Below are 15,597 nucleotides of genomic sequence, written 5' to 3'. Positions count from 1 at the left end.
CTACAGGGAGAGGTAGGCCTTCAGCTCGTACGGCGTCACGTTGCTGCGGTAGGTCTCCCATTCGGCGCGCTTGTTGCGCAGGAAGAAGTCGAAGACGTGTTCGCCGAGCGCTTCGGCGACCAGTTCCGAGTTCTCCATCTCGCCCAGCGCGACGCCGAGGCTGCCCGGCAGCTCCTTGTAGCCCATCGCGCGACGTTCCTCGGGCGTCAGGTTCCACACGTTGTCCTCGGCCTGCGGACCCAGCACGTAGTTCTTCTCCACGCCGCGCAGCCCGGCCGCCAGCAGGACGGCGAACGCAAGGTACGGGTTGCAGGCCGAGTCGGGACTGCGCACCTCGATGCGTCGCGAGGACGCCTTGCGCGGGGTGTACATCGGCACCCGGACCAGGGCCGACCGGTTGGCTGCCCCCCACGATGCCGCGGTGGGCGCCTCGCCGCCGTGCACCAGCCGCTTGTAGGAGTTCACCCACTGGTTGGTGACCGCGCTGATCTCGCTGGCGTGCTCGAGGATGCCGGCGATGAACGACTTGCCGATGTCGGAGAGCTGCAGCGGGTCGTCGGGGGTGTGGAAGGCGTTGGCGTCGCCCTCGAAGAGACTCATGTGGGTGTGCATCGCCGAACCGGGGTACTGCGAGAACGGCTTCGGCATGAACGTCGCCCGGACCCCCTCGGTCAGGGCCACCTCCTTGACGACGTAGCGGAACGTCATCACGTTGTCGGCCATCGACAGCGCGTCGGCGTACCTCAGGTCGATCTCCTGCTGGCCGGGCGCGCCCTCGTGATGACTGAACTCCACCGAGATGCCCATCGACTCCAACGCGTCGATGGCGTGCCTGCGGAAGTTGGGGGCCGAGTCGTGCACCGCCTGGTCGAAGTAGCCACCGTTGTCGGCGGGCACCGGCTCCGAGCCGTCGTAGGGGCCGGGCTGCAGCAGGAAGAACTCGATCTCCGGATGCACGTAGCAGGAGAAGCCCAGCTCACTGGCCTTGGCCAGCTGCCTACGCAGGACGTGCCGTGAGTCGGCCCAGGAGGGGGAACCGTCGGGCATCGTGATGTCGCAGAACATCCGGGCGGAGTGGTGCTTGCCGCCGCTGGTGGTCCAGGGCAGCACCTGGAAGGTGGACGGATCCGGGCGGGCGACGGTGTCGGATTCCGACACCCGGGCGAAGCCCTCGATCGACGATCCGTCGAAGCCGATGCCTTCTTCGAACGCGCCCTCCAGCTCGGCGGGGGCGATCGCGACGGACTTGAGGTATCCGAGCACGTCGGTGAACCACAGCCGCACGAATCGGATGTCACGCTCCTCGAGCGTCCGGAGCACGAATTCCTTCTGCCGATCCATGTGCGAAGCGTAGGCACCCGCTGTTAATTCCGTGTTACGCGGCTGCTGCGTATGGTGTGCGGCTCGGCGGTCAGCAGGGTCGGCATGACCCGCGCGCCTGTCCCGGCGCGAGCTAGCACTGAAGATCTTGCGGCGGCGGCGCCGAGGTGACGAGGAAGTCGACGACCGCCGAGTCGACGCAGGCGTCGCCGTTGAAGACGACGGTGTGCTGAGTCCCGTTGAAGGTGATCAGCGAGGCATCCATTTCGTGCGCCAGGTCCACCCCGGCCTGGTACGGGGTGGCCGGATCGTGGGTCGTCGAGACGACGACGACCTTGCCCGGCCCGGGTGACGTCGCCGCGTGGGGTGCGGAGGTCGGCGGCACGGACCACAGGGCGCATTGGTCCCGGGGAGCCAGTCCGGTGAACTCGCCGTAGGCCATGAACGGCGCGGCGGCCCGCCCTTGTCGATCGGCCTCGGCCCACACCGCGGGGTCGGTCGGGTAGGGCGCGTCGACGCACCGGATGGCGGTGAACGCGTCCTGCTGGTTGGTGTAGTGCCCAGCCGCGTCGCGCCCCTGGTAGTCGTCGGCGAGCAACAACAGGTCCCCGGCGTCGGTGCCGCGTTGCAGGCCGAGCAGCCCACTGGTCAGGAACTTCCAGTAGCGCTGGGTGTAGAGCGCGTTGGCCGTTCCCGTGATGGCGTCCTGATAGCCGAGCCCGCGCGGGTCCGAGGTCCGGCCGGGCTGCTGCACGAGCGGGTCGACCAGTTGGTGGTACCGCGCGACGAACTGCGTCGGGTCCTGCCCGAGCGGGCAGTCGACCGACCGCGCGCAATCCGCGGCGTAGTCGTCGAATGCGGTCTGGAAGCCGGCGAGCTGACGGACGTTCTCCGACACCGGATCGGCGCTGGGGTCCACGGCACCGTCGAGGATCATCGAGCGCACCCGGTCGCCGAACTGTTCGGCGTACCTGGCGCCGAGTTCGGTTCCGTACGAGTAGCCGAGGAAGTTGATCTGGTTCTCCCCCAACGCGGCCCGCACGACGTCCATGTCGCGGACGGTGGAGGCGGTCCCGACGTTGGCCAGGAAGTCCTCTCCGGTGCGGGCGACGCACTCCCGGGCGACCTGCTGGTAGATCTGCTCGATGCGAGCCACTCCGTCGGGGCTGTAGTCGGTGAGCGACTCGCGACGGTAGGCGTCGAACTCCGCGTCGCTGCGGCAGCGCACCTGGGGTGTGGAACGTCCGACGCCGCGCGGATCGAAGCCGACCAGGTCGAAGCGGCGGGTGATCTCGTTGTCACCGAAGCTGCCGGCCATGGCGGCGACGGCGTCGACGGCGGATGCACCCGGCCCTCCGGGGTTGACCAGCAGCGCCCCGATCCGGTCGCCGGTGGCCGGCACCCGGATCACGGCCAATTGCGCTTGTGCGCCTTCGGGTTTCGCGTAGTCGACGGGCACGCTCACCATGCCGCACTGAGCGGTCGGCAGCGCGGCGGCGGGCCCGAGGAAGCCGGCGCAACTGCCCCACACGGGGGGTTGTCCGTACTGAACCGTGGGCGATCCCTCGGGTGACGCCGTTGCCACCGGGCCGACGAGCGCCGACGCCAACACCAGTGCGGGCAGTGCCGCGATCAGCCTGCCCACCAGCCACATGGCGAACATCGTTGCACGCAAAGAAGTTCGGTGGTCGAGCGGGGCTCGCGCAGACACTAGTCGGCAACCGGACGGTGATCCGACGGTGACCTAACCGGTCAGCAGCTCGAGTTGGGCGGCGGCACCGCGACGTCGACCAGGTACTTGGCGGCGATGTCGTCGACGCACTTGTTGCCCTGGAACACGACGGTGTGCTGGGTGCCGTCGAACGTCAGGAGCGTGCCCCCGAGTTGCTTGGCAAGGTCGACGCCCGCTTGATACGGCGTGGCCGGATCGTTCGTGGTCGAGACCACCAGGACGGGAGGAAGTCCCGCGACGGAGATCCGGTGCGGCTTGGACGTGGCGGGCACCGGCCAGAACGCGCACGTGCTGAGCGGGGCGTGCCCGGTGAACTGTCCGTAGCTCATGAACGGGGCCACCTCGCGGACGCGTCGGTCCTCGTCGACGACGGTCTTGCGATCGGTGATCGGCGGCTCGTCGACGCAGTTGACGGCGACCCGCACGTCGGTGGAGTTGTTGTAGTGACCGTTCTCGTCGCGGCCCATGTAGAGATCCGCCAGCGCCAGCATGGTGTCTCCGGAACCGTTCTTGAGCTCGGAGAGGCCCTGGGTGAGGTGACGCCAGAGGTTGGGCGAGTACAGCGGGAGGATCGTGCCGACGATGGCGTCGCTGTAGCTGAGGCCGCGTGGATCCCTGGTCTTGCCCGGATTGTCCACCAGTGGCTCGACCATGCTCTTGTAGACGTCGACCGCCTTGGCGGGGTCGGTTCCGAGGGGGCACCGCGGACTCTTGGCGCAGTCGGCCGCGTAGTCGTTGAACGCGGTCTGGAACGCCGCGGCCTGACGAATGTCGGCCTCCACCGGGTCCGCGTTGGGGTCGACCGCGCCGTCGAGGATCATCGCGCGCACGTTCTGCGGGTAGGCCTCGGCATAGGCCGAGCCGATGCGGGTGCCGTAGGAGTAGCCGAGGTACGTCAGCTTCTGGTCACCGAGGGCGGCCCGCATGGCGTCGAGATCCTTGATGACACTTGACGTTCCAACGTTCTCGAGAAAGTCGTTGCCCATCTTCTCGACGCAGCGCGCAACGAAGTCCTTGGTCTCCGACTCGATGTGGGCGACACCTTCTGGCGTGTAGTCCACCTGGTCGTCGGCCCGCTGCCGGTCGTTGTCGGCGTCGGAGTTGCACCACACCGCCGGCGTCGACGAGCCGACCCCGCGCGGGTCGAAGCCGACGAGGTCGAAGCGTTGACGGACGGACTCGGGCATCGCGCCCACCAGGGAGGCCGCGGCGTTGACGCCGGACTCGCCGGGTCCGCCGGGATTGACGATCAGCGAACCGATCTTGTCCCCGGTTGCCTTGAACCGGATCATTGCCAGGCGCGCGACGTCACCGTCGGGCTTCGCGTAATCGACCGGTACCGAGAGCTTTCCGCATTCGGCGCCCGCCGGGATGCGGACGTCCGACGACGCGACGTCGCATTGCGACCAGTCGATCGGCGCGCCCGGCCGGGGCGTGGCGATGACGCCGCGACCGTCGACCACTTTGCTGCAGCCGGCCACCAGCAGCACGATGAGGGCGGCCGCGAGGACCCCGCGTCTGAGGTTCATGGCTGTCATGCTGCCATGGCGGACCGTCGGCGCAGTTGAGGGTGTTAGCCCGCGGCGTTCAACAACTCCTTGAGCGCGACCTCGAAGTCGTCGGCCATGTCCCAGAGATCGGGAAGCAGTTCGGGGCAGGAGATCAAACCGACGTCCAGCGTGCCGTTGAGCGACATCACGGTGATGTTGAGCCCGGACCCGTGGAAGATCGGCCCCAGCGGGTACATCGCGTTGACCTGAGCACCCAGGAAGTACAGCGGCTCCTGGGGCCCCGGCACGTTGGACACCACCAGGTTGTGCACGGGCGCAGCACTGGTCAGCCGGCTGGAGGCGTACACGCGCATCGCCACCCCGAACACCGCGGGCGCCGCGAACTGCGACCAGTCCTGCAGCAGTGTCGCTCCGATCGCCGCACTGTGTTGCTTGGCAACGGAATTCGCCTCCGCGATGGCCCGCAGCCGCTCGGCCGGATCCTCGACGTCGGTGTGAAGACTGGCGAACATGCCCGACACCTGGTTGCGGCCCGGCCGGTCGGACTTGTCGTGCACCGACACCGGGACCATGGCCACCAGCGTGCTGTCGGGGAGTTCCTCACGCTCGAGCAGGAACCGCCGCAGCACCCCCGCCACCAAGGCCATCACTACGTCGTTGACCTTCACCCCGAAGTGGTTCTTGACGGTCTTGACGTCCTCGAGGTCGAGCTGGGCGAACGCGACGTTGCGGCGTCCGGTGACCGTCGCGTTGAACCTGGTCTGCGGTGCGGCGAAGGGCGCCGCCATGGTGAGACCGTTGCGCGCCCGCCGCACGGTGTCGACGACCGTCGACAGCGTCGACGGCACCACGTTGGCCAGCTTCAGCGGCCGGGTGGCGAACTTGAACGCGCCACTGACGGCGATCTCCAGGTCCGATCCGCCGCCCACGCCATCGACGGGTTCGGGCGCGGGCGCGTCGGCTTCGGTGGTGCACAGATGCGACATCAGGTTCGCCCCGGTCACGCCGTCGACGCCGGCGTGGTGCACCTTGGTCAGCACGGCCAGCCGGCCACCGGCGTGCGCGTCGGTGCCCGCCACGTTCTCGATGATCCACATCTCCCACAGCGGCCTGGTGCGGTCCAGCGTCAGCGAGGCGATGTGTCCGCAAATCTCGCCGAGTTCGACGCGTCCTCCTGGCGACGGGAGTCCGATGCGGTGCAGGTGCCGGTCGACGTCGAAGTCGTGGTCCTCCACCCATACGGGGTGGTCGAGGTTGAACCGGTTGTCGGCGAGCTTTTCCCGGAACTCGGGCATGGCCTTGATGCGCAGGCTCAGCGCCTCGCGCATCCGGTCGAAGCTGTATCCGCCGGGAATGGTGGAGGTGTCGATCTCGAGGATCGAGCACACGTGCAGCGGCTGCGCGGCGGTTTCGAGATAGAGGAAGCTGGCGTCGAGTCCGCTGAGCCGTTGCATGTCGCGATGGTAAGGCCCGCTACGAGTCCAGGTGTGAGGAACTGCACTTGATCGAGGGTTCACCTTCGGTTACGGGGATGACAGACTTGTGAACGTCAGATGACCCGGGGACCCACATGGGCCTCGAGGAATGAATCGACCAATTGAGGACAATGATGTCTGAGCAGACGGTTTACGGTGCCGCCACCGACGTGCAAGCCCCCCGCAGCAAGACCCGCACCCACCACCTTCTGAAGTGGAAGGCCGAGGGGCACAAGTGGTCGATGCTGACCGCCTACGACTACTCCACGGCACGCGTCTTCGACGACGCCGAGATTCCCGTTCTCCTCGTCGGCGACTCGGCGGCCAACGTCGTCTACGGCTACGACACCACGGTCCCGGTCACCGCCGACGAGCTGATCCCCCTGGTGCGCGGCGTGGTGCGCGGTGCCCCGCACGCACTGGTGGTGGCCGACCTTCCGTTCGGCAGCTACGAGGCGGGGCCGCAGCAGGCATTGGCCACCGCGACGCGCTTCATGAAGGAAGCCGGTGCCGCCGCGGTGAAGCTGGAGGGCGGCGAGCGGGTCGCCGAGCAGATCGCCACGCTCACGCAGGCCGGCATCCCCGTGGTGGCCCACATCGGCTTCACCCCGCAGAGCGTCAACGGGCTCGGCGGCTTCCGCGTGCAGGGCCGCGGCGACGCCGCGGAGCAGACCGTCCACGACGCCATCGCCGTCGCCGAGGCCGGAGCGATCGCCGTCGTGCTGGAGATGGTGCCCGCCGAGTTGGCCACGCAGATCACCGGCAAGCTGACCATCCCGACGGTCGGCATCGGCGCGGGACCGAACTGCGACGCTCAGGTCCTCGTCTGGCAGGACATGGCGGGGATGACGGCGGGCCGGACCGCCAAGTTCGTCAAGAGGTTCGGCGACGTCGGCGGTGAATTGCGGCGCGCGGCAACGCAATACGCGGCCGACGTGGCAACGGGTGCGTTCCCGGCCGAGGAGCACTCCTTCTAGGGACCGCGGTCAGGCGAACTCGGGCCTGCGCTTGCCGAGGAACGCCGCGACGCCCTCCTTGCCGTCGGCGGAGTCGGCGCACTCGGAGATCAACCGAGCCTCGGTCGCCACCTGGTCTTCGAAGCTGGACGCGTACGCCGTCAGCAGCAGCTGCTTGACCGCCGCGTTGGAGCGCCGCGCCCCGGACGCCGTTCGGTTGGCCAGCTCGTCGAGTCTGGCCGGCAGCTCGGCGTCGGGTACGACGGCGGTGACCAGTCCCCACTGCGCGGCCTCGGCGGCGGTCAGCACCCGGTTGGTGATCATCAGCTCCTGGGTCTTGCGCAGGCCAATCAGGCGGGGAAGCAGATACGACGAACCGCCGTCCGGGCTGAGGCCGGCCTTCGTGTAGGCCATCGTGAACGACGCCGACTCCGCGGCCAGGACCAGGTCGCCGGACACCCCTAGCGGGAAGCCCGCGCCGGCCGCGACGCCGTTGACCGCGGTGATCACCACGGCGTCCATCCTGGCGAACGTCGACATCGCGCGATGCAGGTCCTCGGCCATGCCGTTGACGTAGGTACCCGGACTGGCGGCCGCGGCCACGGCCTTGAGATCGCCTCCCGCACAGAAGAACTTGCCCTCTCCGGTGATGGTGACCACCTTGACGGCGTCGTCGTCGCACAGGGCCGCGGCCTCGGCGAGCTCCCGGGTCAGCGTGTCGTTCATCCCGTTCGCGGCCTCGGGCCGGTCGAGGACGATGCCGACGACGGGGCCGGAGCGGGTGAACCTCAGCGTTTCGAATTCGGGCACCGCCCGACGTTATCGCACCCGTTGGCGGGGCCTGGGCCTCGTGCCGCCGTCCGTTCACCTTGATGTGGCAACCTGTTCACCAAATTCAGGAACACGAACCGAAGGTGAAGATGCCAGCCCAAAAGCGCAAGCCGTCGCGCCACACGGAGGTCGAGCGCAAGTTCGCGGTCACCGACGACACCGTGTCCCCGTCCTTCGGCGGGCTGTACTCGGTGGCCAAGGTGGAACGCTCCCCCGTCCAGCACCTCGACGCCGTCTACTTCGACACGCCGGATCAGGATCTCGCCCGGCATCGGATCACGTTGCGGCGCCGCACCGGTGGGCCCGACGCGGGCTGGCACCTCAAGCTTCCCGCCGGCGCCGACGCCAGGACCGAGGTGCGCACCCCGCTCGACGACTCGGGTGCTCCGGACGACACGGTCCCCGACGAGTTGCGCGACGTCGTGCTCGCCATCGTGCGGGACCGTCCGCTCCGCCCGGTGGCGCACATCGCCACCACCCGCACCGTCGACCTGTTGTACGGGGCGGACGGTCAGGCGCTCGCCGAGTTCTGCGACGACGCCGTCCGGGCGTCGGCGGAGGGCGACGAGGAGCCCCAAGAGTGGCGGGAGTGGGAACTCGAGCTCGCCGAGGGCGCCGGCGACGCGGCGTTGCTCGACCGATTGGCCAACCGACTGTTCGACGCGGGTGCCGAGCCCGCCGGGCACGGCTCGAAGCTGGCGAAGGTGCTGAGAACTCCCGCGGCCGCGGCGGCACCGCGCGCGGACGACCCGGTGCACCGTGCCGTCGGGGAGCAGGTCGAGCAACTCCTGGTGTGGGACAGGGCCGTCCGGGTCGACGCCTGGGACTCCGTGCACCAGATGAGGGTGATCACGCGCAAGATCCGCAGCCTGCTGCGCGGCTCGGAGGAGTCGTTCGGCATCGCCGACGATTCCTGGCTGCTCGAGGAGCTCAAGGAGCTGGCCGGAATCCTCGGGGTGGCGCGTGACGCCGAGGTGCTCGCGGAGAAGTACGAGACCGTGCTGGCGGAACTGCCCGCCGACTTGATCCGCGGACCCGTCCGCGAGCGCTTGGTCGAGGGCGCCAAGCGGCGCTACCACGCGGGGTGGAAGCGCTCACTGGTGGCGATGAGGTCCGAGCGTTACTTCCGGCTGCTCGACGGGCTGGACGCGCTGATGGCGACCGAGCTGCCGCAGGCCGAGCCGGGTGCCGAGCCAGAGCCGTTGACCGTCGACGCCGCCTACAAGGGAGTACGCAAGGCCGCGAAGAAGGCCGCCGCCGCGGCCGCCGACGAGACCGTCTCCCCCGAGCACGCCGACGAGGCGCTGCACAAGATTCGCAAGCGCGCCAAGCAGCTTCGCTACACGGCGTCGGCGTTGAGCAACGAGAAGGCCGCCTCCGCAGCCAAGACGATTCAGACCTTGCTCGGCGATCATCAGGACAGCGTGGTCAGCCGGATCCACCTCTCCCAGGAGGCGATCGCGGCGCACGAGGCCGGTGAGGACACCTTCACCTACGGCGTGCTCTACCAGCTGGAGTCCGAGGTCGCCCAACGCGCGGAGGAGCAGTTGGACGGTGCGCTGAAGGCGCTGAAGAAGGCAGTCCGCTCCGCCAAGTGACGGGCGGTGGGCGGACGAGTTGGCCTGTAAGCCGGATTCTGTTCCGCGCCCGTAGGCGCGGCGGCGACCATCCATCTGGACACACCGTCGCCGGGTGCCTCGAGCGGCCTACCCGCGGGCTCGGGCGAGCAGCCCTCGAACGTCCGCGCAGCCGCAACCAGGTTGCGGCCTTCTTGGCCTTGCTTCGGGTGGGGTTTGCCTAGCCACTCCGGTCACCCGGAGTGCTGGTGCGCTCTTACCGCACCGTTTCACCCTTACCACCCAGGGGTGGCGGTCTGTTCTCTGTGGCACTTTCCCGCGAGTCACCTCGGATTGCCGTTGGCAATCACCCTGCTCTGTGAAGTCCGGACTTTCCTCGACGCCCAGGCGAACCTGAACGCCGCGGCCGCCCGGCCAACTCGTCCGCGGTGCTCACCGTACTCCGGGACGCGGCCCATCGCGGTCACCGCCCCGACTCTGCGGTGACGGTGACCGCTTCTCGCACTTCTCCGCAGACACCGCAGAGTGGGCGGTCAAGCCCGGCGCCGCAGCACCATCACGTTGTCCCGCCACGTGAACGGCTGACCGTCGGGGTCGGTCCCGTCGCGTTCGACGACTTCGACGCGCGCCCTCTCCCACTGGTCGGCGGGCAGGTTCAGTTCGGCCAGCACCTCCTCGGGAGCGGGGAACGGGTGGTCGTGCGGAACCTTCTTCGAGAACGGCGGCGGTGCGGCATGGTCGACGACCACCAGCCGGCCCCCGGGAGCCACGGCGTTCGCGGCGTTGCGCAGGATGTGGGGCCGCTCCAGCCGTACCGTCGAGTGCAGGAACTGCGCGGAGATTAGGTCGAAGGTGCCGTCGGGAAAGCTGTCCGACAGGTCGTGGCGTTCGAAGGTGACGCGGTCGCGAACCCCGCGGGCCTCGGCGGCGGCCTCGGCGCGCCCGATCGCGGTCGCGGAGACGTCGACCGCCGTCACTCGCCACCCGTTCTCGGCCAACCACACGGCGTCGCCGCCCTCGCCGCAGCCAAGGTCGAGCGCCGTGCCGGGGACCACGCCCGCCAAGATGCCGGGCAGCTGGGCGTTGACCCGTCCGCTCCAAACGCGTTCGCGCTCTGCGTAATGCGCTTCCCAGTAATCCTGGGCGGTCTGGTCGTCACGAGCTGACATCGGCGTTCTCCTTCTGGTTGGGCCAGGGTGGCACGGGTAGGCCGACGTCGTCGGCCAGCAGACTTTGGACGACGGCCGCCGCGCTCAGCGATCCCGCCGAGATCGCTGCGGCCACCTGGGGCATCGACGCGCTGAGGTCCCCGGCGGCGAACACCCCCGGCACCGACGTGCGATGGAACGCGTCGACGACGACGGCGTCCTCGGCGACGGGTCCCGGCGGGGCCACGGCGACTCCGAGTTGGGCGGCGAGGCCGGAGCGCTGGCGCAGGGTCGCCGCCACCAGGACGCCGCGGCGGGCCAGCCGGTCGCCGTCGGCGAACTCCACGGCGACCAGTTCGCCTGCCTCGGAGACGAATCGGGCGATCTTGCGCTCGTCGGTCGGAACGTCGGCGGTGAATCCCCCCGGGCCGTTGGTGAGCACCACGACGTCGTCGGTCCACCCGCGGAGCATCAGCGCCATGTGCAGGGCGCGGTCGCCGTTGGCCAGCACGGCGAGCGGTTGGTCGCGGGCCTCCCAGCCGTGACAGAACGGGCAGTGGAAGGCCGACCGTCCCCACAGGTCGGCCAGCCCGGGGATCGGGGGCGCCACGTAGTCCATGCCCGTGGCCAGCAGCACGCGTCGGGTGCGCATCTGGGTCCCGTCCGCGAGACCCAACGTGAACCCGGCGCTCTCCGTCGTCGCGGTGGTGACCTCACCGGGCCGCACCTCGACGCTGGGGTACTTCCCGAGTTCGGCACGCCCGGCTGCGTACAACTCGGCCGGGGGTCGTCCGTCGTGGCCGAGAAGACCGCCGATGCCGTGTGCGGGCAGATTGCTTTGGCGTCCCGCGTCGACCACCAGTGTGCGACGCCGGGCCCGGCCCAGCACGAGTGCCGCACTCAAGCCCGCCGCGCCGCCGCCGACGACGACGCAATCCCATTCCGTGGAGTCCATGACACCACCTTGCCGACCGACGACGGTTCTGCCAACATCATTTGCCATGCAGGCAAAGAGCACCGACGACGTGGACCTTCGAGTCAGGCGACGGCTGCGCGACCTGCGCACCCAGCGCGGCCTCACGCTGGAGGAGGTCGCCACCAGGGCCGACATCGACGTCTCGACGTTGAGCCGGCTGGAGTCGGGCAAGCGCAGGTTGGCGCTCGACCACCTGCCGCGCCTGGCTGCTGCGCTGTCGGTGAGCACCGACGACCTCTTGCGGGCACCGGTGGCGGACGACCCTCGCGTGAAGGGCGCCTCCCAAACCCACGACGGGGTGACCTATTGGCCGCTGACCCACAGCGGTCCGGCGGCCGGCCTGCACGCCTTCAAGATTCGCGTCAGCGCCCGTCGCCGCACCCCACCCGGCGAGTTTCCGGTGCACGACGGCCAGGACTGGATGTACGTGCTGTCCGGTCGTCTGCGGTTGATCCTCGGCGAGCGCGACTTCATCATCAAACCCGGTGAGGCCGTGGAATTCTCGACGTGGACGCCGCATTGGTTCGGCACCGTCGACGGACCCGTCGAAGCGGTGGCCATCTTCGGCCCGCACGGCGAGCGGCTGCACCTACACGCGTGAGCCGGAATCCTTGGTCTCGGGTCCGAGCAGCTTGCGCACCGATATCCGGGATCCGAACGGCTGCAACATCTGACTGGCGGGACGGGTCCGCACGTTCAGCGGCCACCAGAACCAGCGGCCGAGCATCGCGGCGATCGACGGCGTCATGAACGACCGGACGATCAGCGTGTCGAACAACAGGCCCAGGGCGATCGTGGTGCCGATCTGGCCGAGCACGACCAGGTCGCTGAAGGCGAAGGACGCCATGGTGCCGGCGAACACCATGCCGGCGGCGGTGACGACACCGCCGGTGCCCGCCATCGCCCGGATGATGCCCGTGTTCAGGCCGGCCCCGATCTCCTCCTTGAACCTGGATATCAGCAGCAGGTTGTAGTCGGCGCCCACCGCCAGCAGCAGGATGATCGCCAGGGCGGGCACGATCCAATACAGCTCGATGCCGAAGATGTACTGCCACACCAGGACCGCTAGGCCCAGCGAGGCCCCGAGCGACAGCACGACGGTGCCGACGATCACCACCGCGGCGACCATGCTGCGGGTGATGAACACCATGATGAGCAGGATCAGGGCGATCGCCGCGATCGCGACGATCAGCAGGTCGTACGTCGACCCCTCCTGGATGTCCTTGTACGTCGACGCGGTGCCGGCGACGTAGATCTTGGCATCCGACAGCGGTGTCGCCTTGATCGCGTCGAACGCGGAGTTCCGCAGGGCGTCGATGTGCGAGATGCCCTCGGGGGTGGCGGGAGTGCCTTCGTGCGTGATGGTCATCCTGGCGGCCTTGCCGTCGGGTGACATGAACAGTTTGAGACCACGCTTGAAGTCCGCGTTGTCGAAGGCCTCGGGCGGCAGGTAGAACGAGTCGTCGTTCTTGGCGTCGTCGAACGCCTTGCCCAACGCGGTCGCGTTCTTCAACGCCTCCTGGCTCTGGGTGTTGGTGCCGCCGGTGGTGGCGTAGTTCGACTGCAGCAGATCGCGATTGGCAACCTGAATGTCGATCTGGGGCGGGATCAGCGCCACCAGTTGCGGCTGCAGGGCGTTGAGCTTGTCCAGGCTGGCGGTGACCTTCGCGAACTGGTCACTCAGCGCGGAGATGCCGTCCAGCGAGTCGAACACCGACCGCAGCGCCGCACACGACGGAATGTCGAAGCAGTGTGGCTCCCAATAGAAGTAGTTGCGCAGCGGGCGGAAGAAGTCGTCGAAGTTGGCGAGGTTGTCCCGCACCTCGTTGATGGTCCCCACGGTGTCGTGGAAGGCCTGCACCTGCTCGTTGGTGGCGGCGGCACTCTGCTTCTGCAGTTCGAGCTGTTGTTGCAGGACCGCGATGGACTTGCTCGTCTGGTCCACCTGCTTGAGGATGTCCTGCGCCCGGGCCTGCTGGTAGCTCAGGTTCATGATCTGCCCGGCGCTCTGGGCACTGATCTGAAACGGTATGGAACTGTGGGTGATCGGCGTACCGAGCGGACGGGTGATGGACTGCACGAGGGCGATGCCCGGGGTGTGCAGCACGGCCTTCGCGACGCGCTCCAGGATCAACATGTCCGACGGGTTGCGCATGTCGTGATCGGCCTCGATCATCAGCAGTTCGGGGTTCAACCGCGCCTCGGAGAAGTGCCGCTCGGCCGCGGCGTACCCCACGTTGGCCGGTGCGGTGTCGGGAAGGTACGGCCGGCCGTCGTAGCTGATCTTGGCGCCCGGCAGCGCCAACACGCCGATCGCGGCGATGGCGAGTGACACGACCAGGATGGGTCCGGGCCACCGGACGATCGAGGTGCCGACGCGGCGCCATCCGGAGGTCCGCACCTTGCGCTTGGGCTCCAGCAGTCCGAACCGGGAGACGAGCACGATGACGGCGGGACCGAGCGTCAGTGCCGCCATCAGCGTCACCAGCACGCCGAGCGCGGCGGGCACGCCGAGGGTCTGGAAGTACGGCAGCCGGGTGAAGTACAGGCAGGCCACGGCCCCGACGATGGTCAGTCCGGAGCCGACGATGACGTGCACCGTCCCCCGGAACATGTCGTAGTACGCGTCGGCGCGCTCCAGTCCCCGGTTTCGGGCCTCCTGATATCGACCGACGAGGAAGATGACGTAGTCGGTACCCGCGGCGATCGCCATCAGGGTCAACAGGTTGGTCGCGTAGGTCGACAGGCCGATGATGCCTTCGTGGCCCAGCGTCGCGACGACGCCGCGGGCGGCCATCAACTCGACCATCACGACGACGAGCATGATCAGCATGGTGACCAGCGATCGGTACACGATCAGCAGCATCACGGCGATGACGGCGAACGTGATCGCGGTGACCTGGTGGGTGCCAGCGTTGCCGACCTCGAAGTTGTCGGTGATCAGCGGTGCAGCGCCCGTGACGTAGGCCTTGACCCCGGGTGGGGCCGGAGTGTCGGCCACGATCTTGCGGATGCTGTCGACCGACTCGTTGGACAGTGCCTCGCCCTGGTTGCCACGCAGGTACACCTGGACCAGCGCCGCCTTGCCGTCCTTGCTCTGGGCACCGCCCGCGGTCAGGGGGTCCCCCCAGAAGTCCTGGACGTGCTCGACGTGGGTGGTGTCGGCGTTGAGTTTCTTGACCAGGACGTCGTAGTAGTCGTGCGCGTTCTGGCCGAGCTTCTCCTGGCCCTCGAGGACCACCATGGCCGCGCTGTCGGAGTCGAACTCCTCGAACTTCTGCCCGATGTGCCGCATGGCCATGATCGACGGCGAATCCGGCGCGTTCATCGCCACGGACCGCTCTTCCCCAACCGTCTCGAGCTGGGGCGAGATGACGTTGCTCAACACCGCTATCGCGATCCACAGCAACAGGATTGGCAGCGCCAGCGTCCAGATCAGCCGCGCGGGACGTGACCTCTCGTCCGTGCTCTGCTCGGCGTGCTGGCTCATGCGGACTTGTCCAGGCAAGCGATGTATCCGTTCACGTTGCTGGCGGACCTTTCGTCCTTGACGATCCCGTTGACCGTGATGCGGCAGGTGATGGGAGCCGAGTCACCCTGGGCGCGGAGATCCGCGAAGAGCGTCGGGTCGTCGGTGGTCAACGTGTGCGACTACGGCAACGACACGTCGTCCACGCGTTGAGGCTGGGCGTGCTCGTCGAGATAGTTGATGGTGGCCGTCGCACCGGGACTGCCGAACACCTCGAACAGAACCCGCTTGGGGTTGTAGCCGGTGTTCTCCAGCGAGTCGGCACTCGGGCGGGACACCTCGTTGTTCGACCCGAAGATCCCGTGCAGCCGGGTGACGCTGAAGACGACCAACGCCACCACCACCACCGCGACGATGACGGTCCACTGCCGTCTGAGGACACGCCCGATCGAAAGCTTGCTCACCCGTAAGCCTTTCGACAGCCGACGACGCGGCATCCATCCGATTGCGCCCTCTTTGGCAGACTGAGAGCGACCTGAGAGACGGTACGGTACGGTACGGGTCAGTGCAAGTCGTCCCAACCCCTTGCGCAAGAGGTGTTT

At 68.3% G+C, this 15,597-nt stretch carries 11 protein-coding genes, 1 other RNA gene and 1 pseudogene; 3 read left to right on the top strand and 10 right to left on the bottom strand.

Translation table 11 applies throughout. The features are described 5' to 3' along the window. The 4 genes from glnA to H7J06_RS26790 form a co-directional block, all read right to left on the bottom strand. Entirely contained in the window at positions 1–1,341 is a 1,341-nt protein-coding gene (gene glnA, locus H7J06_RS26805; RefSeq protein ID WP_264042434.1) for a type I glutamate--ammonia ligase, read from the bottom strand. Positions 1,342–1,453: 112 nt separating this feature from the next. Further along, positions 1,454–2,983 carry an alpha/beta hydrolase gene (locus H7J06_RS26800; RefSeq protein WP_264042433.1) on the bottom strand — a complete coding sequence of 510 codons (1,530 nt, stop codon included), beginning with the start codon at positions 2,981–2,983 and terminating at the stop codon, positions 1,454–1,456. An 89-nt stretch (positions 2,984–3,072) separates the two neighbouring features. Next, complete coding sequence (locus H7J06_RS26795; RefSeq protein WP_264042432.1) at positions 3,073–4,581, bottom strand: alpha/beta hydrolase; 1,509 nt, start codon at positions 4,579–4,581, stop codon at positions 3,073–3,075. Positions 4,582–4,625: 44 nt separating this feature from the next. Beyond that, complete coding sequence (locus tag H7J06_RS26790) at positions 4,626–6,017, bottom strand: WS/DGAT/MGAT family O-acyltransferase (RefSeq protein WP_264042431.1); 1,392 nt, start codon at positions 6,015–6,017, stop codon at positions 4,626–4,628. 155 nt (positions 6,018–6,172) lie between these two features. Between H7J06_RS26790 and panB the strand changes: the two genes are divergently transcribed. After that, positions 6,173–7,015 (top strand): 3-methyl-2-oxobutanoate hydroxymethyltransferase, encoded by an 843-nt coding sequence (gene panB, locus H7J06_RS26785; RefSeq protein WP_264042430.1) that lies wholly within the window; start codon positions 6,173–6,175, stop codon positions 7,013–7,015. 9 nt (positions 7,016–7,024) lie between these two features. Here panB and H7J06_RS26780 read toward each other — a convergent pair whose 3' ends face one another. Continuing rightward, complete coding sequence (locus tag H7J06_RS26780; RefSeq protein WP_264042429.1) at positions 7,025–7,804, bottom strand: enoyl-CoA hydratase/isomerase family protein; 780 nt, start codon at positions 7,802–7,804, stop codon at positions 7,025–7,027. A gap of 110 nt (positions 7,805–7,914) precedes the next feature. Between H7J06_RS26780 and H7J06_RS26775 the strand changes: the two genes are divergently transcribed. Next, positions 7,915–9,423, top strand: a complete 1,509-nt coding sequence (locus H7J06_RS26775) for a CYTH and CHAD domain-containing protein (protein WP_264042428.1) — start codon at positions 7,915–7,917, stop codon at positions 9,421–9,423. Between the two features lie 11 nt (positions 9,424–9,434). Here H7J06_RS26775 and rnpB read toward each other — a convergent pair. The 3 genes from rnpB to H7J06_RS26760 all read right to left on the bottom strand — a co-directional run bounded on the left by rnpB (position 9,435) and on the right by H7J06_RS26760 (position 11,505). Next, an RNA gene (gene rnpB / locus H7J06_RS26770) (RNase P RNA component class A) lies at positions 9,435–9,824 on the bottom strand. A 111-nt stretch (positions 9,825–9,935) separates the two neighbouring features. Then, positions 9,936–10,571: an SAM-dependent methyltransferase gene (locus tag H7J06_RS26765; protein ID WP_264042427.1), complete on the bottom strand. Its 636-nt coding sequence runs from the start codon at positions 10,569–10,571 to the stop codon at positions 9,936–9,938. After that, positions 10,558–11,505: an NAD(P)/FAD-dependent oxidoreductase gene (locus H7J06_RS26760; protein ID WP_264042426.1), complete on the bottom strand. Its 948-nt coding sequence runs from the start codon at positions 11,503–11,505 to the stop codon at positions 10,558–10,560. Before H7J06_RS26760 ends, H7J06_RS26765 begins: the two co-directional genes overlap by 14 nt. 46 nt (positions 11,506–11,551) lie before the next feature. Here H7J06_RS26760 and H7J06_RS26755 point away from each other — a divergent pair, with 46 nt between their 5' ends. Further along, the gene (locus tag H7J06_RS26755) at positions 11,552–12,127 is read left to right on the top strand and encodes a type II toxin-antitoxin system RelB family anti-toxin (RefSeq protein WP_264042425.1); all 576 of its coding nucleotides are present in this window, start codon (positions 11,552–11,554) and stop codon (positions 12,125–12,127) included. Here H7J06_RS26755 and H7J06_RS26750 read toward each other — a convergent pair. Continuing rightward, entirely contained in the window at positions 12,116–15,016 is a 2,901-nt protein-coding gene (locus H7J06_RS26750) for an MMPL/RND family transporter (RefSeq protein ID WP_264042424.1), read from the bottom strand. The two genes, H7J06_RS26755 and H7J06_RS26750, sit on opposite strands and share 12 nt — an antisense overlap. Continuing rightward, a pseudogene (locus H7J06_RS26745) lies at positions 15,013–15,492 on the bottom strand (MmpS family transport accessory protein). The gene H7J06_RS26750 and the pseudogene H7J06_RS26745 overlap by 4 nt, the downstream one beginning before the upstream one ends. Positions 15,493–15,597 lie beyond the last annotated feature (105 nt).

Origin of the sequence: Mycolicibacterium hodleri, assembly GCF_025822245.1 — a bacterium.
GTDB lineage: Bacteria > Actinomycetota > Actinomycetes > Mycobacteriales > Mycobacteriaceae > Mycobacterium > Mycobacterium hodleri.
Note: the sequence above shows the minus strand (reverse complement) of the source record. Positions and strands in the feature narration are given on the sequence as shown.